21 protein-coding genes and 2 pseudogenes are annotated in these 21,823 nt (G+C 56.7%); 4 read left to right on the top strand and 19 right to left on the bottom strand.

Going from position 1 to position 21,823, the window contains the following annotated elements; all coding sequences use genetic code 11:
- Positions 1-11: 11 nt before the first annotated feature.
- Entirely contained in the window at positions 12-887 is an 876-nt protein-coding gene (locus C5Y44_RS08105) for a hypothetical protein (RefSeq protein ID WP_105324468.1), read from the top strand.
- A 24-nt stretch (positions 888-911) separates the two neighbouring features.
- On the opposite strand, the gene C5Y44_RS08100 is transcribed toward C5Y44_RS08105, so the two are convergent.
- From C5Y44_RS08100 to C5Y44_RS08040, 13 genes and pseudogenes are all read right to left on the bottom strand, one after another.
- A complete protein-coding gene (locus tag C5Y44_RS08100; RefSeq protein ID WP_105324467.1) occupies positions 912-2,096 on the bottom strand; it encodes an aromatic acid exporter family protein in 1,185 nt (394 codons plus the stop codon).
- Between the two features lie 26 nt (positions 2,097-2,122).
- Positions 2,123-3,157, bottom strand: a complete 1,035-nt coding sequence (fbaA, locus tag C5Y44_RS08095; protein ID WP_105324466.1) for a class II fructose-bisphosphate aldolase — start codon at positions 3,155-3,157, stop codon at positions 2,123-2,125.
- Between the two features lie 87 nt (positions 3,158-3,244).
- Complete coding sequence (locus tag C5Y44_RS08090) at positions 3,245-4,438, bottom strand: glycoside hydrolase family 76 protein (RefSeq protein ID WP_105324465.1); 1,194 nt, start codon at positions 4,436-4,438, stop codon at positions 3,245-3,247.
- Positions 4,439-4,484: 46 nt separating this feature from the next.
- Positions 4,485-5,135 carry a TrmH family RNA methyltransferase gene (locus tag C5Y44_RS08085; RefSeq protein WP_066838611.1) on the bottom strand — a complete coding sequence of 217 codons (651 nt, stop codon included), beginning with the start codon at positions 5,133-5,135 and terminating at the stop codon, positions 4,485-4,487.
- Positions 5,136-5,678: an orotate phosphoribosyltransferase gene (gene pyrE, locus C5Y44_RS08080; RefSeq protein ID WP_066796556.1), complete on the bottom strand. Its 543-nt coding sequence runs from the start codon at positions 5,676-5,678 to the stop codon at positions 5,136-5,138.
- A gap of 42 nt (positions 5,679-5,720) precedes the next feature.
- Positions 5,721-6,914, bottom strand: coding sequence for a hypothetical protein (locus tag C5Y44_RS08075; RefSeq protein WP_105324464.1), 1,194 nt, complete (start codon positions 6,912-6,914; stop codon positions 5,721-5,723).
- A gap of 30 nt (positions 6,915-6,944) precedes the next feature.
- The gene (locus C5Y44_RS08070) at positions 6,945-7,799 is read right to left on the bottom strand and encodes a sulfurtransferase (protein WP_105324463.1); all 855 of its coding nucleotides are present in this window, start codon (positions 7,797-7,799) and stop codon (positions 6,945-6,947) included.
- Between the two features lie 98 nt (positions 7,800-7,897).
- Positions 7,898-10,453 carry an ATP-dependent chaperone ClpB gene (gene clpB, locus C5Y44_RS08065; protein ID WP_105324462.1) on the bottom strand — a complete coding sequence of 852 codons (2,556 nt, stop codon included), beginning with the start codon at positions 10,451-10,453 and terminating at the stop codon, positions 7,898-7,900.
- A 133-nt stretch (positions 10,454-10,586) separates the two neighbouring features.
- Positions 10,587-11,255, bottom strand: a pseudogene (locus C5Y44_RS08060) (methionine ABC transporter permease); the annotation flags it as partial.
- Positions 11,255-12,277 (bottom strand): methionine ABC transporter ATP-binding protein, encoded by a 1,023-nt coding sequence (locus tag C5Y44_RS08055; protein ID WP_199186011.1) that lies wholly within the window; start codon positions 12,275-12,277, stop codon positions 11,255-11,257. The pseudogene C5Y44_RS08060 and the gene C5Y44_RS08055, both read right to left, overlap by 1 nt.
- 9 nt (positions 12,278-12,286) lie before the next feature.
- Positions 12,287-13,144, bottom strand: a pseudogene (locus C5Y44_RS08050) (MetQ/NlpA family ABC transporter substrate-binding protein).
- A gap of 185 nt (positions 13,145-13,329) precedes the next feature.
- A complete protein-coding gene (locus C5Y44_RS08045) occupies positions 13,330-14,727 on the bottom strand; it encodes a sodium/glutamate symporter (RefSeq protein WP_105324460.1) in 1,398 nt (465 codons plus the stop codon).
- Between the two features lie 203 nt (positions 14,728-14,930).
- Complete coding sequence (locus tag C5Y44_RS08040) at positions 14,931-15,272, bottom strand: hypothetical protein (RefSeq protein WP_105324459.1); 342 nt, start codon at positions 15,270-15,272, stop codon at positions 14,931-14,933.
- 51 nt (positions 15,273-15,323) lie between these two features.
- On the opposite strand from C5Y44_RS08040, the gene C5Y44_RS08035 reads away from it, so the two are divergent.
- Positions 15,324-15,773 (top strand): Lrp/AsnC family transcriptional regulator, encoded by a 450-nt coding sequence (locus C5Y44_RS08035; protein WP_105324458.1) that lies wholly within the window; start codon positions 15,324-15,326, stop codon positions 15,771-15,773.
- Positions 15,774-15,811: 38 nt separating this feature from the next.
- Here the strand turns inward: C5Y44_RS08035 and C5Y44_RS08030 are convergent, their stop codons facing one another.
- Entirely contained in the window at positions 15,812-16,462 is a 651-nt protein-coding gene (locus C5Y44_RS08030) for a LysE family translocator (RefSeq protein ID WP_105324457.1), read from the bottom strand.
- A gap of 254 nt (positions 16,463-16,716) precedes the next feature.
- Here C5Y44_RS08030 and C5Y44_RS08025 point away from each other — a divergent pair, with 254 nt between their 5' ends.
- Positions 16,717-17,781 carry an LLM class flavin-dependent oxidoreductase gene (locus C5Y44_RS08025; protein ID WP_105324456.1) on the top strand — a complete coding sequence of 355 codons (1,065 nt, stop codon included), beginning with the start codon at positions 16,717-16,719 and terminating at the stop codon, positions 17,779-17,781.
- Here C5Y44_RS08025 and C5Y44_RS08020 read toward each other — a convergent pair.
- The 4 genes from C5Y44_RS08020 to C5Y44_RS13465 form a co-directional block, all read right to left on the bottom strand.
- A complete protein-coding gene (locus C5Y44_RS08020; RefSeq protein WP_105324455.1) occupies positions 17,778-18,536 on the bottom strand; it encodes an amidohydrolase in 759 nt (252 codons plus the stop codon). The genes C5Y44_RS08025 and C5Y44_RS08020 overlap by 4 nt on opposite strands.
- An 83-nt stretch (positions 18,537-18,619) precedes the next feature.
- A complete protein-coding gene (locus C5Y44_RS08015) occupies positions 18,620-19,024 on the bottom strand; it encodes a thioesterase family protein (RefSeq protein WP_105324454.1) in 405 nt (134 codons plus the stop codon).
- Between the two features lie 27 nt (positions 19,025-19,051).
- Entirely contained in the window at positions 19,052-19,375 is a 324-nt protein-coding gene (locus tag C5Y44_RS13470) for a hypothetical protein (RefSeq protein WP_233189913.1), read from the bottom strand.
- A gap of 72 nt (positions 19,376-19,447) precedes the next feature.
- Positions 19,448-19,621 carry a TetR/AcrR family transcriptional regulator gene (locus C5Y44_RS13465; RefSeq protein WP_233189912.1) on the bottom strand — a complete coding sequence of 58 codons (174 nt, stop codon included), beginning with the start codon at positions 19,619-19,621 and terminating at the stop codon, positions 19,448-19,450.
- A 75-nt stretch (positions 19,622-19,696) separates the two neighbouring features.
- Here C5Y44_RS13465 and C5Y44_RS08005 point away from each other — a divergent pair, with 75 nt between their 5' ends.
- The gene (locus C5Y44_RS08005) at positions 19,697-20,941 is read left to right on the top strand and encodes a hypothetical protein (RefSeq protein ID WP_105324453.1); all 1,245 of its coding nucleotides are present in this window, start codon (positions 19,697-19,699) and stop codon (positions 20,939-20,941) included.
- On the opposite strand, the gene C5Y44_RS08000 is transcribed toward C5Y44_RS08005, so the two are convergent.
- The gene (locus C5Y44_RS08000; protein ID WP_105324452.1) at positions 20,891-21,706 is read right to left on the bottom strand and encodes a carbon-nitrogen hydrolase family protein; all 816 of its coding nucleotides are present in this window, start codon (positions 21,704-21,706) and stop codon (positions 20,891-20,893) included. The genes C5Y44_RS08005 and C5Y44_RS08000 overlap by 51 nt on opposite strands.
- Between the last annotated feature and the right edge of the window lie 117 nt (positions 21,707-21,823).

Below are 21,823 nucleotides of genomic sequence, written 5' to 3'. Positions count from 1 at the left end.
TGTATTTAGCCATGCAGGTTCGTATTTTGCGCTGCGGTGATGTCCCGGTGCCAGATGTTGAATATCACCAGGTATCGGCGATTCCGACGCGTCAAGAACTAAAAATAATCGATGAAGCTGCGGCGGCAATTTTGCCGGTTGACCCTACCCCGTCGCTGGATGAAATTGCGAAGCAGCCGGATGTATCGCATTTGGGCGCGCCGCAGTTTGCACCGCAGCCTATCGATGATCCCTTACGCATTGTGGTCATCGGCGACGATGCCGCGCTTTCAGCTGTGTTAACGCGCATGATGCGAGCGGATTATATGTGGGCGGAGGTCGGTTACGTCCCTGTCCTTGGCGAAGGAGCGTCGAAAAAAGCCGGCAGTGGAGCGCAAGTCTCCACTGCCGCGCAGAACTGGAATATTCCGGCTGATATCGATTCCGCGATGAAGCTGGCCTTGGAGGGTTCGGTACATCCGGTGCCGTTGATTCGCAATGACACCGGGCTTGCGGTGGCGGGTTCCGCGGTCATCAGCGCGTGGGAGAACGGGCCGCTAGTCGGCGAAATTATTGTCGATGACACGACGCTGGTTGCCGGGTCGCAGCAGTTTGGGGCGCGCCTAGTGCCGATGCTGGATGCGCCCGGGATCGTGGCCGCTGCCGCGCGCACGCCTTTCGCGTACCCAGAGGCAAAAAGCCGGTGGGAGCGGTTGAAGCAAAAGGTCGCGGGTCAAGCAGCGCTGGGGCAGTTGGATTCTGCTTCGGCGCTCACCGGCAGGGCGCTGCAGGCTGGTGGGCCTGATTTGCGCGTGACCGTCGATGGCGTCAGCGCGAAGCGCCCCGTGAAGCGTTCGACGTTTTACCGCCACCTGCGCGATTTACAGGTCGTGCGCGCAGAGAGCTAGACGGCAAGGGCTAGACGACGAGGGCTAGACCTCGGGTGGAAACGCCGGAGTCTTCGAGGTCGGTTTAAGCTGTGCCACGGCAGATTCGCGCGACATGCCGCACACGATCATCAAATCGACTGCCACTGAGCGGGTCTGCGCGAGAATGGCATAGGCAGAGAGCACCGAATTTTTATCCAAGACCTCGGTGCCGGATTCTGCGGCAACGTCGCGCAAGCGGTTAATTAGCGCGGGGATTTCTTGGGCTTCGATGACTTTGGTGCGTTTTTGATAGACCGACGATAGCCCCAGTGCGATATCGGCGAGTTCTTCCAGCAGCGCGATTTGTTTATCGCTGACCTTATCGCCGTCTTCACACAGCACGCCAGCCCGGCGCGCGAGCACTTGGACCAGGCGTACGCAGTTGCCGACGGGGTCGAGCATGCGCTCAAAAGAGCGCAGCTGCCGGCGCGAGCTCCACATCAACGGCGAGACTTTAGTGACTTCCTTGCCGGATTTCGCGGCCGCCAGCATGCTGTTGATCTCGGTCTGTGAGTTGTTGACCGCATCCATGGCTTGGTCGATGACTTTGGAGTCATTGTCGCGTAGGCCGGCGACGACATCGTCAAGCACCGAGGAGATAATCGCCAGTACCTTGGAAATCTCATTGCGCCCGTTGGTCAACGGCGAATTCGGCAATAGCGCGATGGTGGCGATACCGATGACGCAGCCAATCAGCGCGTCTATCGCGCGCTCGAGCCCGCCGTTGGAGACATCGGGCGGCAAGATCGTGGCGATAAGGATAGAGCCGATGACGATCTGGTTGCTCACCAGCACTGATTTTGTCAGCAGCGAGCCGACAATCAGCGCGATGAACACAATGAGGGTAATTTGCAGCGGCCCAGTCATGCCGGTGGAGTGGAAGAGCAAATCTCCCAGGGCGACGCCCATCACGCCGCCCATCGCCATTTCGAAGGCGCGGCTGAGCCGGTCGCCGCCGGAGAGTCCGAGGATAATGACCACGGACATCGGCGCGAAGAACGGCTGTGGGTGGCCCACTAATCCGTGGGCCACCCAATAGGCCAAGCCAGCACCAATGGTGGCTTGGAGCATGTACGGAAAGCGGGTGCGCACACGGTTGATTCGCGAACGAAGCGAGTGTTCAACTACCTGGAGTCGCTCACGGGTGTTGATCTTGCCGCCGTGTGTGCCTTTGCCCTTTCCTGCCATGTATACCGAGCTTAGTCGTAAAGCTCTTACTTGCTGACGGACTTGCCAACAGACTTAAGGTCCTGGCAAGACTCGATGATGCGCTCAGCCATGGACTGCTCTGCCTTCTTCAGGTAAGAGCGTGGGTCGTAGACCTTCTTGTTGCCGACTTCGCCGTCAATCTTGAACACGCCGTCGTAGTTGCCGAACATGTGGCGCGCGATTGGGTTGGTGAACGCGTACTGGGTATCGGTGTCGACGTTCATCTTGATAACGCCGTAGCGCAGCGCTTCTTCGATCTTTTCCTTCTCGGAGCCGGAGCCACCGTGGAAGACGAAGTCGAATGGGTTAGAACCAGCAGCGAGGCCGAGCTTTTCTTCGGCGACCTTCTGGCCCATGTCCAAGATCTCTGGGCGTAGCTTCACGTTGCCTGGCTTGTACACGCCGTGCACGTTGCCGAAGGTTGCAGCCAGCAGGTAGCGGCCATTTTCGCCGGTGCCTAGGGCATCGATGGTCTTGGCGAAGTCTTCTTCGGTGGTGTACAGGTTCGCGCCGGCCTTGGCTTCAACGCCATCTTCTTCGCCGCCGACGACGCCGATTTCAACTTCCAAAATGATGTTGGCAGCGCTCGCCTTTGCGAGCAGTTCCTGGCCGATTTCGAGGTTTTCGTCGATAGGCACAGCGGAGCCATCCCACATGTGGGACTGGAACAGTGGCAGCTCGCCGCGGTCGACGCGCTCCTGGGAAATCGCAATCAATGGACGCACGAACTCATCGAGCACTTCCTTCTGGCAGTGGTCAGTGTGCAGTGCGACGTTGATGCCGTAGTGCTTCGCTGCCTCATGAGCAAACGCAGCCAACGCCTGTGCGCCAGCGACCTTGTTCTTTACACCCAGACCGGAACCGAATTCAGCACCACCGGTGGAAAATTGGATGATGCCGTCGGATTCTGCTTCGGCGAAGCCCTTCAACGCTGCGTTGATGGTCTCCGAGGAGGTGCAGTTGATCGCGGGAAACGCAAAGCCGTCCTTCTTGGCGGTGTCAAGCATTGCGTTATAAATTTCAGGAGTTGCGATAGGCATGAATTCTTCCTTCTTACGCGTGGAATGAAATGTCACTAACTAGTATGCCTGCGTGAAGGAATTCTTGCCGCGAACTTAGCTAGGAAATTAACTTTCTTCGAGCGTGCCGGCTACCCGCGCGGCTGCTTCGAGCAGCATCCAGCCTGATAGCTGCACCGAAAGATCGCGCTCGGCAATGCGGATGACACCGACTTTTTCTCCAAGCGAGCTCGCCCCGACGCCGTAGTTATGGGGCAAGCGTGCGTCCGCGGTCCAGTCGGTGCCGAAAATTGGCAAGCCGTCGACTTCTAGGCGGTGCTCCCACACGGAGTTTGCCGAGGCCATGACCAACCTTGCCGCAAGTTTGCGCGCTGCGCGGTTCGCCGGAGAATCGGCCGGCAAACGCACCGCAACTTCAGCTAAATAGCGCGCCAGAATGCCTTTAAACAGCCCGCCGTCGCCATCGCCAGTGTCCCAATCGATAACACCAGCAGGCGTTGCCATCTCCGAAGCCACGGCCTGCACGAGGCCGCGGATGCGGGTGAGATAGCGCATGGTTTCATCGGCAAGCTCGGCGTCGCGGACTGAATCTATTTGCTCCAAAGAGCCCACTCCGGCCTCTTCGCGCAACGCTAATGCGATCTCCAAACACGCGCCTAACACAACGCCTTGGCAGTAAGGGTGGATATTGCGCACCAGCTCCGGACCGTCCATGCGCATGCGCAGCCCGTCCATGATGAAGCCGTCATCGTCGACCAAGTTGTCATAAATCCAGTCCACGATGTGCCGGGCTTCATCAATTCGCCCCATGCGCGCGAGCATGATCGCCGCAGGGCCATTGGTGGGCACGTTTAAAAAGGTCTCGCCTTCGCGCCACGGCAGCACACCGAAGGTCTTATCCCGGCCGTCAAGGATGTTGTTTTGCAACGATGTCAGGCTTTTCGGCCGTGACATCTTCGGCAGCTTCGCCACTCGGTCCATGGCCAGAGCCAGCCACAACTTGTCGTCATAATAACGGTTTTTAGTCAAAGCCGTAATGTTGCGACGTCGGATACCGCGGAGAGTGTCAGCAATTCTTTTGCGTCGAGTCTTGGTGTTATGACGCAAAGCCGCATCCACCTGACAATCGACATAGTGAGCTTGCCACCAGTAGTGCCAATGCACAAAGAGGCGCTCTTTGGACACGGGTGGCCAGCTCACGACCGCTAGGTTCGTCCGGGGCAATGACCACACAGACGTTGCATGCCGATCATGAATTGCCGACTCAGCAAGGTCGGCGCGATGCGACCATTTCTCTTCCACGGCGGCTTTATCACTCCTCAAGTTGGTATTCAATACAAGATTTATATCACCATGCGCGCGATAAATCTGCGTGCTGGCGAATCCACGTGTGCATGGCTATACCCGCTGCTACACCCGCGTTAATGGAGCGTGTTGAACCAAACTGAGCGATCGAACAGGTCATTTTTGCGCTTGCCTGCGCTTCTTCGGTCACCCCGGGGCCTTCCTGACCAAATAGTAGCAGGCAATGCGAAGGTAATTCGGCGGTTTCTAAAGGAACACTTCCGGGGGTGTTATCGATGGCCACCACGGTTAAGTCTTGCTCGCGTGCCCAGGCCATCAGCTCACCGACGGTGTCGTGGTGCTGCAGGTGCTGATAGCGGTCGGTCACCATCGCGCCGCGGCGATTCCAGCGGCGCCGGCCCACGATATGCACGGTATCAACGGCAAAGGCATTAGCGGTGCGCACAACGGTGCCGATATTGGCGTCGTTTTCGAAATTCTCAATCGCGATGTGCAGCGAGTGCCGGCGGGTATCGATATCAGCGACAATCGCTTCGCGACTCCAATAGCGATAGGCGTCGACGACGTTGCGGCGGTCGCCATCGACAAGCAATTGCGAATCATAGTGCTCATCGGTGGGCAGCTCGCCTTCCCAGGGGCCAACGCCGTGGCGGCCTTCATTCCATTCGGTGGGGCCGGGTTGTTGTGTTTCCATCTACAGGCCTAGGTCAGCAAGGTCGAGCAGGTAGCGGTATTCGAGACCTTCCGCGGCGATGACATCAGCGGCGCCGGTGGCACGGTCCACGACGGTGGCGACGCCAACGACCTCAGCGCCAGCTTCGCGCAGCGCGGCGACAGCAGTCAGCGGCGAGTTGCCGGTGGTGGTCGTATCTTCAACGACTAGGACTTTTTGCCCGACGATATTCGCGCCTTCAATACGGCGCTGCATGCCGTGCTTCTTGGCTTCCTTGCGCACTACAAAAGCATCAATATCGCGGCCGTCGGCATGCATGATCGAGGTGGCAACAGGGTCAGCACCCAAGGTCAGGCCGCCTACGGCGACATAGTCCCAGTCAGCTGTGAGCTCACGCAAAAGCTTACCGATGAGCCGTGACGCCTCATGCTGCAACGTCGCCCTGCGCAGATCCACGTAGTAATCAGCTTCCTTGCCTGAGGACAAGGTGACTTTGCCGTGGACAACAGCAAGTTCTTTAACTAGTTCTGCCAGGCGGGCTTTGAGTTGCGGGTCCAAGCTCATGATAATTTCGGGCCTTTCTATTCGGGTCAATTATTCGGTTGATTAATCGTCGTAATCTTCAAAAATGGAAGCATCAGTGCCTTGTTGGCGGGTGATGCGCACATCCGTGGGGTTGGGAGTCTGATTTTCAGCGGGTTGGTCGCCGATTGCGTCGACATCATCAGCGCCAATATCGTACGCGTCGGTGTCATTGTCATCGAAGTCACCACGGGAATCATCAATCACGCGGGTGGGCAATTCGATGGGTTCTTCCGGCCTTTGCACGGGTGGGTGCTCAAAGTGCTCCGGGCTCGTGCGGATTGTGGGCAGCCCCGAAAGTTCCACCGGGCCCGCGGGTGGTGCGGGACGGGTGGGGTCGCCGTCTTCTAAGCGCAGTTCCTGGCCAGAAGATGGCCGTGGTGGAAGGGTGCGGGCGGCATCGGCAAGCAATGCGAGTGGGGCGAGCATCTCTTCCCAGACCGGCGACATGGCATTTTTGGTGGTTTGTGCAAGCACCCATTCGGATTCCATCCAAATGCCCGTGACTTCCTTGGGCATGCGCTCGAGCGCAACATCCACGCGGATATCACGCATGCGCTGAGCCACGGCGGTATCAGTAGCCAGCGCGGTGAAATCCGCGGCGGAAAAGGCTTCAAGCAAGTCATTGGAGGATTCTTGCGTCAAGGCATTATCGCGGCGGAAATCAATGACCTCTTCTGAAGCCGCGCCCGTGCGCATGGCCATGACGTTAATTCCGCCAAGATCCATCAGCAGCATTTCGTGGCCAAAGACATTGCCAACGACAATATCGCGCGGGGCAGCACCACTGGCAGCAGCACCGCGTGTCCACTCATCCGCGAGGTAGTCATCGGATTTTAAGAACTCGAAGTTCTTCGCCTCTGCCCAGTGCCGACGTTCACGCTTTAGAGCCCCTGGCAGCATCAAGCGAGCGTGATGCTCGGGCTGCGCCTGTGTTTGTGGCTGCGGCTGTAACTCGGGTTCGGGTTCGGGCTCAGGCGCTGGTTCGGAATCTGGCTCAGCTTCTGGCTCCGCCATGGGTTCGGGCAAAGGTTCCGGTAAGGGTGCTGGTTCCGCTTCCGACGAGAGCTTAGGTTCGGGCTCAGGCTGGGCCTCGGCCTCAATTTCTGGCTGCGCAGCTGGTGCGGGCGCGGGCAGTTCCTGTTTGTTGGCAGCGCGCCACAGCGCAATAGCCGCTACGGCTGCGCCCAGGGAGAGAAGGAGAAGTACAATAGCCATCGCTTCTCTACTTTACTGCCTGCACGGGGTTTAAATGCTTATTGCCGTGCGATCTCCGCGTTCTACGGGGTTAGCGGGATTTGCCGACCACTGCGACCAGCCACCGACATAGTGCCGTGCGCCGGTCAGACCAACTAATTCCAGCGCCGCAAGTGCCAGCGCTGAGTGATTGCCGGAGCCAGAATAGACAATGGCGTCTTTGACATTGTCTTTGGTGATGCCGGCTTGGTCGGAAATCTCGGAGATTTCTTCCTTGGATTTCCAGGTGCGGTCTGGGTGATGGAAGTTGCGCTGTGGAATATTGACGGCACCTGGGATGTGGCCAGCTTTTAGGTCCAGGTTTTCACGGCGCCCGGCAAAACGGTTGGCTTCACGGGCATCGAGCAGCAGTCCGGTATGCGCCTTGACGTCTTCGATCGTGGCCACCATCTGCGGCTGCGGCTCCACAATCTGATCAGTTTCCACGGAGATATTGCCCGGGCCGGTAAGCGTTGGCAGCTTATGCCGACGCCAATTCGCAAAGCCGCCGTCGAGGATCTGCACGTTCTTTACACCTGCCCAGCGCAAAATCCACCAGGCGCGGCCAGCGAATAGTCCGCGGCCTTCGTCGTAGACGATAACGGGGCGGTCTTGGCGCAGGCCCCAGGTTTCAAAGTGCTTTTGCAACAGCTTCGGATCAGGCATCGGGTTGCGGCCATCACGCGAGCCAGGCAATCCAGCCAGCGCGCCAGCGGTATCGCAGTACTGGGCAGTAGGAATGTGCAAAGACTGGAACTGTTGTGCGCCGTCATATTCGCTAGTTCCCCACAGCGAGGCCAACAAGGTGTAGCGCTGACCTTGATGAATTAGATCATTGAGGGCTTGCGGAGATACCAAAATACTCATGCTGCTCATTCTATAAGCTCAGCACTGAGTCGGCAGCGCAAATGCGCTAGCGCGCAGAATCGCAATGAATGGACGCTGCGCGCTAGAGAAGGGTGGGATTAGTTGGTGGACAGAGTCAGTGATTCACCGTCTTCGGCGGTGGTGACATGCACCGTATCGCCGTCGCGGACTTGGCCAGCGAGCAGCTCGCGGGCGAGCTGGTCACCAATCGACTGCTGAATCAGACGACGCAGCGGACGAGCACCATAATCTGGGTCGTAGCCGCGTTCCGCGAGCCAGTGCTTGGCAGAGAGATCAACATCGAGTTCCAGACGGCGCTGCTCCAGACGCGACGCCAGGCTTTGCAGCTGGATATCGACGATGCCCTCAAGCAACTCAGTAGACAGTGGTTCAAAGACAACCACGTCATCAAGACGGTTAATAAACTCCGGCTTGAATGCCTTCTTCACTGCTGCCATGACCTGCTCGCGGTCACCACCGGCACCAAGATTCGAGGTCAAAATGATAACCGTATTGCGGAAATCGACGGTGCGGCCTTGGCCATCGGTCAGGCGGCCATCGTCAAGCACCTGCAGCAAGATATCGAAGACATCCGAGTGGGCTTTCTCAACTTCATCGAAAAGCACCAGCGTGTACGGACGACGACGCACTGCCTCGGTGAGCTGACCGCCAGCCTCGTGGCCGACATATCCCGGAGGCGCACCGATAAGACGTGCAACCGAGTGCTTCTCGCCGTACTCCGACATGTCGATGCGCACCATGGCGGATTCATCATCGAAGAGAAACTCCGACAGTGCCTTGGCAAGCTCCGTCTTACCGACACCCGTTGGGCCTAGGAAGAGGAAGGAACCAGTTGGGCGGTTCGGATCGGCAATGCCTGCACGCGAACGACGCACGGCATCGGAGACAGCAGTAACTGCCTCAGACTGCCCGACCACGCGACGGCCCAGAACCTTTTCCATGTGCAGAAGCTTCTCGGTTTCACCCTCGAGCATCTTGCCGGCAGGAATACCGGTCCAGGCGGAGACAACCTCAGCGATGACATCTGGGGAGACTTCTTCCACCAGCATGGTGTTGTGCTGCTGGTTCGCGCGCTCTTCAGCTTCCTCGACCTGGGTTTCCAGCTTCGGAATCCGGCCGTAGCGCAGCTCAGAAGCTAGCTCATAGTCACCGTCGCGCTCGGCGATTTCTGCCTCGCGGCGCAGGTTCTCCAGTTCCTCTTTGGCCTGCTGGACATCATCGATGGACTTCTTCTCATTATTCCACCGGGCTTGCAGCTCGCCGAGTTTTTCGCGTTCATCAGCAAGCTCTTGCTGCAACTTGGACAAGCGATCCTGGCTGGCGGCATCTGATTCTTTCTTCAGCGCCAACTCTTCGATTTCCATACGGCGGACGATGCGCTCCAGCTCATCGATTTCCTGCGGGGAGGAGTCAATCTCCATGCGCAGGCGCGAGCCGGCCTCATCGACCAAGTCAATAGCCTTATCCGGCAAGAAACGGTTGGTGATGTAGCGATTCGACAACTCTGCTGCCGCAACGAGCGCGGAGTCCATAATGCGGACACCGTGGTGGACCTCGTAGCGCTCTTTCAGACCACGCAAAATACCGATGGTGTCTTCCACAGAAGGCTCAGCGGCATAGACTTGCTGGAAACGGCGTTCCAGCGCGGCGTCCTTTTCGATGTACTTGCGGTACTCATCCAAGGTGGTTGCACCGACTAGGCGCAGCTCACCGCGCGCCAGCATGGGTTTAATCATGTTGCCGGCGTCCATCGAGCCTTCGCCGGTAGCGCCCGCGCCGACAAGCGTGTGCAGCTCATCGATGAAGGTAATAATCTGGCCTTCAGATGCCTTAATTTCATCCAAGACGGCCTTCAGGCGCTCTTCGAATTCACCGCGGTATTTCGCACCCGCAATCATGGAACCAAGATCCAACGACAGCAACGTCTTGCCCTTAAGTGACTCTGGGACGTCACCGGCAACAATTCGGCGGGCAAGGCCTTCCACGATGGAGGTCTTACCTACACCAGGCTCACCGATCAGAACTGGGTTATTCTTCGTGCGGCGGGACAGGACCTGCACGACGCGGCGAATTTCTTGATCGCGGCCGATAACCGGGTCAATCTTGCCTTCGCGCGCACGTGCGGTTAAGTCCGTGGAGTATTTCTCTAATGCCTGGAACTGCTCTTCCGGGTTCTCGCTGGTTACTTTCGCAGCACCGCGCACAGATGGAAATGCGCCTTTAATAGCTTCTGCGGTAGCGCCACGGGAAATAAGCAGCTCTGCGGCATCTGACTTTGATGCTGCAATAGCAGCGAGCAATACTTCCGTGGAGACGAATTCATCCCCCAGCTCCCCGGCGAGTTCTTGCGCGTTGGTCAGTACGTTGAGACCATCGCGGTTGAAATTAGGGTTGGCCATATTCTGGCCCTCAGCCTTGGGATAGCTATCTACTAATGCGCGTGCTTCAGCCAGCACGGTGTCAGGATCGACACCGGTTGCTTTCAATACGGGGACAGCGATCCCGTCTTTTTGATCCAAGATTGCGGCCAGCAAGTGCGCTGGGCGGATATCCGGGTTGCCATTAGCGGAAGCCTTGGCGAGCGCTTGCTGCAAGGCTTCTTGGGTTTTCGTGGTGGGATTAAATGAGTTCATTAGTTCTCCTTTTAGCTATTTCTTCAGCCTCCATCATAGGTGCTTCACTTGTTCCAACGCAGCCCAAGTTGAGTCTATTCCACTCAGGTTCAAATATTTTGAAAAAAGTTGAGCCTATTTGGATCAAGTAATCGTTGCGGGCTCTGCGTGCCCACCACGTACCAAAAGCTTGGATGAGCTGGACGACCACAATGAGGATAATCACGGTAATGATGATCGCTATGGTGTCGAACTGCTGGTAACCATAAGAAATGGCGAGGTCACCCACGCCACCGCCGCCGATGGTACCGGCCATGGCAGTGGCAGAAATCAACGTGATGGTCGATGTCGTGAGCGCCAAAATGATGCCGGCTTTGGCTTCGGGAAGCAGGAAGTAGCGAATGGTTTGCCAGGTCGTTGCGCCCATGGATTCGGCGGTTTTCAAGATTCCAGAATCAACATCTAGGACTGACTGCTCAATCAGACGAGCCATAAAGGGCGCGATGAAGATGGTCAGTGGGACTAGCGCTGCAGTAGTGCCAATCGAAGAGCCGACAATCACGCGGGTAAAGGGCAAAATCGCGACCATCAAGATAATAAAAGGCAGCGAACGCACGGTGTTGACCACAAAGTTTACGACTTCGTACAGCCACCGAATAGGACGCAATCCACTAGGTCGGTTGAGCACCAAGATAACGCCAAGAGCTGCGCCTAAAAGCGTGCCGACGAGCAAAGAAATGCCCACCATGTACAAGGTTTCAACAGCGGCCTCGCCGTACTTTTCCAACCCGACGCGAGTGTCAAAAATATCGGTTACATCCATTAGTTCACTTCCTCCACGTCCAGGCCGGGTCGGTTCGATAGGGATGCCAGGGAGGCATCGATAAGCGAGGCGTTTTGCGCAGAAAGCCCTAAGACCACCGTGCCGACGGACTGCCTGCGCAAAGCAGCATTAGAGGCATGCAATAACGATGCGTGCACACCCTGCGCACCAAAATCTGAAATGAGGTCACGTGCTGCCCCACCGGTGTGCACGGCGCGGATAACGCGGTTGAACTTGCCGCTGTGCACTTCTTGCTCAATAGCGAGCGGAAGCTTTTGCGGCACCACGGTTTCAACAAATTGCCGCGTTAACTCCTGCTGCGGATGGGCAAAGACTTGCGCGACATCACCTTGTTCAATCACGCGGCCATGTTCCATCACCGCGACCTGGTCCGCGATGCGCGAGACCACCGACATCTGGTGGGTAATAATTAACACCGTAATCCCCAGCTCGCTGTTGACCTTCATCAACACGTCCAAGATTTGGTTGGCGGTAATCGGATCCAGTGCCGAGGTCGGCTCATCACAAATCAAGATTTTCGGGTTCGTCACCAGCGCTCGGGCATTGCCGACGCGCTGGCGCTGACCTCCGGAGAGCTGTTTCGGAGCATTTTCCGCACGGCTTTCAAGCCCCACCATCGCTAGCACTTCCGCGACCCGCTTTTTAACTTGCGCGCGGGGCGTGCCGGCCAAAATCAGCGGCAAGCCGACATTGTGCGCTACTGACTGACTATTAAGCAGGTTGTAGTGCTGAAAGACCATGGACACGTCACGGCGCAAGGCACGAAGATCTGCCCCGCCCAGGGCGGTGACCTCTTTGCCGAGCACCTGCACGGTGCCCGAGCTTGGACTTTCCAGACCATTGACGGTGCGCAACAAGGTGGACTTACCAGCACCAGAGGTGCCGACTACTCCGAAGATGGAGCCGGCGGGGACTTCAGCGTTGACATCGTCAAGCGCTGTGATTGCGCCGGCCTTGCTCTCGAAGACTTTGGATACGTTGCGGAATGAAACAGCTACCAAAATTTAGCTCTACTTCTGCAGGGACTCAGGGATGAACCAGTAGTTATCCTCGTTTTGCTCGGCCACGAAATCAAGGAATTCTTCAGAACGGTAGGCCTCAGCAACTGCCTTCGCCCAGTCAGAATCAACCTGCCCTTCAGTGGTGACCGCCTGCTAGATGAGGTCATCGGTCAGATCTTCTTCGAGCGCTAACGCTGGGTCAACCTGGGAAGAATATGCGATGGAACCCGGGATAACACCCCAGTCCAAGTCACCTAAAGCGCGTGGAATGGTAGCGGAATCCATAGGCTGGATGTCCAGGTTATGAGGATTGTCCTTGATATCGGATGGAGTCAGCAGGTTCTGATCGGCATCTTCGTTAACCGTGATCCAGCCGAGCTTAATCAGCAAACGGAATGCGCGGGTTTGGTTGGATCCATCAGCAGGAATACCAATGGTCTGCCCGTCTGCGACATCATCCAAAGACTTCAAGTCGTTGGAGTAAATCTTGGTCGCAACGGTCGGAATATCAGTGATATTGGCCAGATCCGAGCCGGTTTCATCATTAAAGACGTTCATGTACGCGGTGTGCTGGTCGACGTTGAGGTCAACATCATTTTCGCTCAAAGCGACATCAGCTTGGCGCAGGTCAGTAAATTCCGTGTAATCAATCTCGTAGTCCTGCGCGGTCAAGATTGGATCGATGCCTTCACGGAAGAGTTCAGAGTAAGGACCTGGAGAGGTGCCAACGCGAATCTGGGTGGTCTCACCATCAGCAGCATTGTCGCTATCAGAAGAGCTGCACGCTGCGAGGGTAAATACTGCGGAACCTGCCGCTAGGGCTGCTAGAAGTTTCTTACCGGTGGAAAAGCCATGATAAAACCTCACTTGTAGGGAAATGTTTGGGAAAACTGCTTGCCTTGATGACAACACCAGGACAAGACTGAGTATTCCACACAACATAGACAACTTGGTACAGTAGGGTGCATTTACCCCCGGTCAGGGATAGAAAAGCACCCAGGCAAAAGAGCCTGGGTGCTTTTCTATTCAATTAAGAGCTAGTTAGTTAGAAGCTAGCCCTTGGGAGCCTTTTCTCCCACATGCCCGATTCCGCGGGCGAAAATCGTACCGCGCGGCGGCATCCACCCGCCGAACTTCGCTAGGAGGTAGATGCCAACGGCAAGCAGTACCGAGAGCCAACCGAGTCCAGCAGTCATGCCGTAAACCACCGCGATTGGTGCGATAACCGTCATACCGATTTCGAATGGACCAAAGCCAACGTATGCCATGCCGTATTCGGACAGAGTGCCGGACTTGAGCTTCGGGTCCACGATCTTCAGCAGCGCAATACCGGTGGAGACGGCAGCGGTTGCCCAGCCCCAGCCGAAGAGTGCGCGCTCAATCCAGTTCTCGCCGAAGAATTCTGCTGGGAACCACAGCAGGAAGAAGACACAGAAGATGGTGCCGAGCACGAACATGATCGACAGTGGCACCCAGTAGCTAGCAATTGCAGCTGGTGCAATCGCGGCGATACCGAAGGCAATCAGGTAATCCGTTGCAGCACCGGAAACCGCAGAGGTGGTCTCACGGTCCAGGTAGTCCTTCGCGCCGATGGCATTCATAATCGCGCGGAATACTAGGCCTAAGACAATCGACATCGCGAACAGCGGAATGGAAACCTGCTCCCAGATGCTGGAAATAAAGTTATTGAGACCGTAAGCAGCAACGACGGTCAGCACGATGAAGCCCAAGTGCAGGGTCAGTGGCTCAATCGCAGAAGGGTTGGTGGTTGCACGGCCCACAGATGGGCGGTCTTCAACCTTCGCGATGTAGCCCTTGCGCAGGTCCTCAGGCAGGCCTTCAGAAGGAACTTCTGCAACCTTGCCACGGCGAATACCCCAGTTCGCGGCAATAATACCGCCGACGATAGCGGCCAAAGTACCCACGGTAGCGGAAGTAAAGCCCAAGGAGGCAGCATCGGAAGCGCCGATGTCTTCCAGCGCGCCACCCACGGCGGCAGCAGTACCGAAACCGCCAGTAAAGCCAACGGGCAGCATCATGCCGAACCAGTCTGGCGTATCAAAGACAGGGCGGAAGAAGTACAGACCGAGCAGGATAAACAGGCCCCACTGGCCCAAGAACATGACCGTGGAATACGCCCACATATTCCGCGCACCCTTACGCATATTTCCGCCGACATCCATGGAATAGGCCATAGATGCAAAGACGACGGCGATCAAGATGGTGGTGTAATCCCCCATCGAATCCGAAAAGCGGAAGATACCAAGCACATTAGGGCCAAGTAGAAGGCCCAGCAGGCCGGCAGTAACTGGTGCTGGAAGCAGCAGGTCCTGGAAAATAAATTTGATGCGGTGACGCAGGACATTGCCGACAACCATCAGGATTGAAATTAACCCGACGTCTACCATCAGATCAAAGGCGGAGAATTCCACGTGTTCTTTTCCTTTCATTTAAAGACGTTATAAGTCTTTGTAAGCACCCTCTTGTGATGTATTAGAGAATTTCATGTACGGATTGAGCGTTTTCTACTGGGATTACCAGCAAAAACTGCATATTTCTCCCTAGATCGTAGGAGAGTCATTAGGTACTGTATCGCAAACCACGATTGTTAACCGAATGTCCTAAGGCGCACACATCAATCGTGACGGTTCTGCTACGAGACTGTGAGATACGTGCGTACTGCTTTGACCTTGGCTGTTTTAGTAGTGGAGGAAAATGCGAACACGTGACTAAAGCGCACCCGCGGCTGTTCGCTGTCCGCAAATTCGAGATAACCATCACACGATGCCGCGCGCCCGTGATTGATTGCGCCGAGAACAACCACTTCCGAAATCGCGGTTTGCGGTAAGGAGGGGCCGAAAGTGGACCATGAGGAATCATCGGCAAGCCACTGCCCTAGCGTGTCCTTATCATCGGCTGCCCATGCGACGGCGAGGTCTGCGACCAGCGCCATGCGGGGCGAATTTCCACAGTCAGAAGGAAGCGTAATCTCCATAATCGCATTATTGCACAGCTAACACTTGCCGGCTTTGTAGAATCTGTAGGCATGGATGCAATTGACCGGGAGATTTTGACTCTTCTGCAGCAAGACGGACGCGCGACGATGACTGAGATTGCGCAGAAGGTAAAGCTCAGTCTGTCTGCCTGCCACCGTCGCTTCCGCGACCTGCAAACAACCGGTGTCATCCGCGGTTTTAGTGCCGACCTCAACCATGAGCTGATGGGTTTTCCGTTCGAGACGCTAGTTTTTGTCACCCTGCGCGAGAGCAACGGCAAAGCCGTGCTGGAATTTGAAGAGGCCCTGGCCAAAATTCCCAACGTAGTGCAAGCCCACCGCCTGTTCGGCGAGCCTGATTATCAGCTGCTGGTGGCGGCGAAATCGAAGCTGCACTACCAGGAACTTTATGACCGTAAGCTGTCCGTGCTGCCCGGCGCGGGGCGGCTAACCTCCACCATGGTGATGAAGACGGTGGTGGCGCACCACCCTCCTATTTAATAGGCCTGAAATTTTAATCACCCGTAAGTCCAGTGGACTTACGCCAGCATGCCGCCGGTCTGGCTGAACTCGATGACCTTCTCACCCAGCATGACCACGCCGAGCATAATCATCGCGACGCCTGCCACTTTGGTGGTAACCCGCGCAAACTGCGGGCGGGTGGCCATCACGCGCCCGATAGCGGAGCCGAGGATGGCGTAGAAGATGCCGCCAATGACAATCCACACCAGGCCCAAAACACCCATCTGCACCGAAAGCGGCCAGTCACTGGACGTGCGCACAAACTGCGGCAAGATGGACAAGAAGAACAGCACGCCCTTCGGGTTCAGGCCGCTCACCGCAGCGCCACGCCAGACATAGCCCATGGAACTGCCAGCCGGCGCGAGCGCTAATTCCATGTTTGCCATCTGCGCGGTGCTGCGCAGTGTCTTTATCCCAAGGTAAATCAGATATCCCGCGCCGCCGATGGTCAGCAGAACTAGAAACATCGGTGCATTCGCCGCTATTGGACCTAGACCAAGCACGACCACAGCCGTAATCACGACATATCCAAGCATGAGCCCACTAACAGCGGGCGCTACCACGCGGCCGCGAATTCCGGCTGCGATGATGTATGCCCAGTCGGCGCCTGGAACGGCGATGAGCGCCAAAGACAGCGCCGCGAATGCCATGATTACGCTTGTTTCCACAGTATCTCTCCTTTGAGTTTCAGCTTGCTTACCTGGGAAAACTCTACGGCGAAAGCCGCGCAATGTGCTCCCTACTTTCAGGCACAGACAGGGAAGTTGCGGAAGATTTATCGCGCAAATGCCCGCGGGGCGCAAGATTCTTCCGGAGCCAATAATGCGGGTGCGAATAAGCTGTGCCACACAGGGCACAACGGCGAGAGAAATCACTTCAACATTTAAGTGACAAATCAACAATCTGAGGTAGACTGCACGCTATGAAATCATTTGGCTTTTTAAGTTTCGGTCACTACGCACTGGGCAACAACAAACCTAACGCCACTGACATGGCGAAAATCCACCTGGAACTAGCAAAGAACGCTGATGAGATTGGCGTTAATAATGCTTCTTTCCGCGTGCACCATTTCGTACCACAGGCCGCCGCCCCCATGCCGCTGCTGGGCGCGATTGCGGGCTCGACTAAGCACATTGAAGTGGGCACTGGCGTTATTGATATGCGCTATGAAAATCCACTGTATTTGGCAGAGGAGATCGCGAGCCTGGACCAGATTGCTGAAGGCCGCATTGCTTTGGGTGTTTCCCGCGGCGCACCAGAAGCTGCCGACCGCGGCTGGGAAGCATTTGGCTATAAGTCTGAAGCACCCAATGGTGCGGATTTAGCGCGCGCAAACTTCCTGCGCTTGATGGATGCTTTGGACGGCCACGGCATGGCAACAGCTGCACCACTCGAGCGCCAATACCCGAACATGTATCAGCCAGGCATTCCACTGCCCGTCTTCCCGCATTCTCCTGGCGTGCGTCAGCGCATTTTCTACGGTTCCGGCACCCACGCATCGGCGGAGCAGGCCGCGCAAGATGGCGTGAACTTGATGTCCTCGACCCTGGTCTCTGAAACTTCCGCCGAAACTTTAGGCGAGGTGCAGGTGGAGCAGATTCGCCGTTACCGCGCGGCCTGGAAGGAAGCCGGTCACGAGTGGACCCCGCGTGTGAGCGTTTCCCGTTCTATCTTCCCGATTGTTGATGACGCCGACCGCCGCATGTTCGGCCTGCACGGCACCAGCACTGACCAGGTCGGCATGCTGCCAGAAGCTGGCGCCGCTATCTTTGGCCGTACCTACGCCGACGAGCCGGACGTACTTATTGAACAGCTCAAGGCCGACCCCGCCGTGATGGAAGCAGACAGCCTGCTCATCGCTATTCCTACCGGCATGGGCGTGGACGTGAACACGAAGATTCTGCAAAACTTCGCCGAGCACGTCGCCCCAGCATTAGGCTGGATTCCCAATACGGAAGGCCGCCCGTCCGGCTACCCAATTGACTAATTATCACCCAAGTAGAAAGCCGCAGCGTTGTCCCAGAACACTGCCGCGGCTTGCTCAGGGGTGAGGGCCTGGGCGATAAGGTCAAAGTCGGCATTGTCAAAAGGGCGCTTTGCGCGTGTCGATGGCAAATCCGTGCCCACCATCAACGCTGTCGGATCGACATCCACAATGGCCTTGATAGTTGCGGTTGGATCCAACTCCACGCGCCCGAAGCCGGTGGCTTTGACCTTGATGCCCTTCTCCACTAGGCGCAGGAGATTGTCCAAGCCATCTTCGTGCATGCCGAGGTGGTCGATGCTGGCCGCTGGTAACGCCGCGATACGCTGCGATAAGTCTTCATCGATAGTGCGGGCATCGATATAAAATTCCGCGTGCCAGCCAGCCAAGTCATAGACCCGGCGCGCCAGATTTTCGAGCTCATCCAAGTTCGCCGAACCACCGCGTGCGACATTAAAACGCACCGCGCGCACGCCTGCCTCATGTAGTTCAAGAATTCGCTCGTCTTCCGTATCTCCCGGAATCTGCGTAACTCCTACGTAGTTAGAGCCCAGCGCTTTGAGGGCATCGATAAGATAGCCCTGGTCAAAGCCCTGAAAAGAGCCGGAGACCACCGCACCGCCTTGGACATTCAGCCCTTCGATGCGCTTCTGGTAGTCCGCGACAGTGAAAGGATCTGGCATGTAGCCGTTGTTTTCTTGCAGCGGGTGCGCTGGGTCAATGATGTGCAAGTGGGTATCAAATACTTTGTTGGTCACTAATTTCTCCTTGTTTTTGTTCTGAATTTGCCTGAACCGCTGCCTCGTTTCCACCCGTTGCCGTACTTTCGCTGAACCGCTAACTAGCGGCTCAGCCGGGATTCGAAGCGCTCACGGTTGACCACGCCGCGCTGATGCGTGCCGGTGCTAATGGTGGAGTGCTCATCGCGTGCTTCAATCTCGAAGGTCAGCGCGCGGCGGTCGACGTCCGTGAGTTTCACGTCCACGGTCACCGTGGATCCAGGAACAGTTGGCGCGGCATGGGAGAAGTTCACATGCGTGCCCAGGGTGATTTCATCGTCATCAAGGTAGCCGTGCAGGGCTTGCATGCAGGCAAGTTCAATAATGCCGACCATATAGCCGGTTGCGAGAACCTCTGGCATAGCGACAAATTCAGGTGCCTCGGGCAGAAGATTTGGCACGGTGCGGTTGTCTGGCACCTTATAAGTCATGGTGTGGGTAATTCCTGGCTGCAAAGTATCTTTCATGATCTTCTCCTTTAGTATTGTGCGGAATTATTGACGCTGAAGCGCCTGAAGCATCGCGGCCGCAGATTGACGAGCATCTTTCATGGAGTTCTTATCCCCGGTGGTGATCACGCGGGCATTGGCGCCATCGATAAGCAGCATCAGCGTCGAACCCCACCAGGCGGGACTATCCAATCCATCGGCTTCTGCCAGCTCGGTGAGCAGGCTGCGCATCCACGCTTTGTACTCACCGATGACAAGGCGGGCGGGGTGGGTGGCATCGGGAAGCTCTGCGGCTGCATTGGTAAATGGACAACCGCGAAAGCCCGGCTTGGCATGCCCTTGGATGAAGAAATCAAACAGCGCCAACACCTTGCTCGGCTCACCTTCCGGTAGCTCGTCGAGATAGGCAGTGATGGTGCGCTCCCGTGTCTCGCGCCGACGCTACAAGACCGCAGCGGCAAGCCCAGCTTTATTTTTAAACTGCGCATACAACGTGGGTTTCGAAATCCCTGCTTCCTCGGCCACGCGGTCCACGCCAATCGCTCCGATACCTTCGGCGTAGAAAAGCTGTGACGCGATTTCTAGGAGGCGTTCGCCTGATGCTGAATACTCCATGCCGCTTAACTTACAGGTCTGTTAAGTCCTGTCTGTGGATTTGCAGAAATTATTTACGCGGTAGGCTGGTTTTCTGTGACGGGCACTTCAACTTTAACGACATTTCGGGAACTGGCTTTAGCCTTGCGCGAAGCCGATGCGCAGTACCGCGAGAGGGTGCATGAGCTGCTCTTTAGCCGAATTTTTGAGGCTCGTCAGGTCTTTGCCCCCGCGCGTAGCTCCCGGCATGTGGATTTGACCGTGGCGATTGCGTGGGCGTTGGAAAATCCGGCCGCCACAGTCGATCCGTTGGCTGCCCAGCTGGGCCAAGACCACCGCCGTTTGGGTTTCCCGCCGGACATTTATGACACTTTTGCGCAGTGCTTAATTGATGCGCTGGATTTATTTGACCTGTCGCCCAAGCTTATCGATGCCACCTCCGCCCGCCTACGCAGCATCTGCACCATCATGAAAGATGCCGCGGTCAAGGCCGACTGGGATGGTATCCCTCCCGCGCATACTGCCACGGTCGCAGCCGTTGAACGCCCAAACCGCAAGACCGCAGTGGTGCATTTAGAATCGGCTTTTCCGATTGACTTTCAGCCTGGGCAAGCCCTGCCCGTGACCACCGCGCACCTGCCTGGAGTGTGGCGTTTGCTCACGCCTGCGAATATCTCCGATGAGACCGCGCAGGTGTCTTTCCACATCACCGATGCTGGCGATGCCTCCACGTTGCTTACACTCGCCCGGCCTGGTGATGTGTGGACTTTAGGCAATGCGCGGGGGAAATTCCCTGAGGATCTTGACGTCACCTATCTAGGCGATGCAGCAACCAGCCCTGATCTTTTCCTCTGTTACGGCACCGGTTGGGCGGCGGTGAGGTCATATCTTCTGGGCAAAATTGCCGACGGAGATTCCCAACCGGTCGCGGTATTAGCGCACGCGGAAAGCCCCGGTGGGCACTATGACTTGTTGCTGCAAAATAACCTGGTGGAACTAGCGCCAGAGATTTCCATGCAACATACCGTCAGCCAGGACCACGACCCCGTCCTGTACGGCACGCACCGGGCTTTTCCTGAGCACACTGCTATCCCGGAAATGACGGTGATTGATAATCCAGCGCACGTGGCTTTGGAGGCGTTGCTTTCTAATCCTCACGTCTTCCGCCGCTGCGTGCTTGTTGGCCCAGCCGATGAGGTTACGGAGGGCGCCGGCATTTTAAATGTTGGGCTAGCGCGCGCAGGGATTGTCGATTGTATTATTGAAACCCACCCCTGGGGCGAAGGGCAATTAACTCAAAGCCTCAAGTACGGGCAAAGTTTTCCGGGTCTTAGCGACTAACTCTGGGTCCAACTCAGCGTAGATGATTTCTTCTTCGTAGCCCGCTTCGGCCAGGCGCTCGGCAGTAGGGCTGACGATGACCGAGTGCCCAATACCGGTTGGCCCCGAAGTTTCTCCGGCCTTGGCCAGCCCGCCTGGGCGCGCTTGCCCGGCACAGATGACAAAAGAGGTGGAATCGAGCGCCCGGGTGGCTGAGAGTAAACGCCACTGCTCCAGTTTTTCTGGACCGTCTGCCCAGCTGGTGGGCACCACGATGATTTCCGCACCCTGTCGAGCCAGCGCCTTGAACTGCTCGGGGAAGCGCACGTCGTAGCACACCGCTACCCCGATAGTTATGCCATCTAGTTCAAAAGTGACCAGTTCATTGCCGGGTTTCACGGTGTCAGATTCGCGGTAGTTGAAAGCATCATAGGTGTGGATCTTGTTGTAGCCCAGGTGCACGCCAGGACCGGTAATCAACGCGGTGTTATACACGCGGTTAATAGTCTTGCCGTCTTTATCCACGGTGTCAGCGGGCCGGAACATGCCCGCGACCACCGTGACGCCTAAAGATTCAGCGTGCGCTTTTAACTGGCTCGCAAAATCGCCATCGAGTTCTTGCGCTTGAGAATCTAAGCGCCCCGAGGCAAAAGATTGCGCGGTAGCCTCCGGCAGCACGATGAGCTTCGCGCCTTCGCCCGCGGCGGTAGAAATCAGCTCTTTCGCGCGCGAAAGATTGGCGTCAATCTCTCCGCCGGATACAAATTGCACAGCTGCTACCTTCATGTTTGCCTTTCTTCGCGGATCTCGAGGAAGTTATCCACAAGCTAATAGTGCCCACCCTAGACTGCGACGATAGGCGTCGCAATGATTATGGCATGAACATTTTCTTTAATAATGCCA

The sequence above is a fragment of the Corynebacterium sp. J010B-136 genome, from assembly GCF_002967075.1.
Taxonomy (GTDB): domain Bacteria; phylum Actinomycetota; class Actinomycetes; order Mycobacteriales; family Mycobacteriaceae; genus Corynebacterium.
The sequence above is the reverse complement of the archived record's forward strand: the minus strand, read 5'-3'. Positions and strand labels throughout refer to the sequence as shown.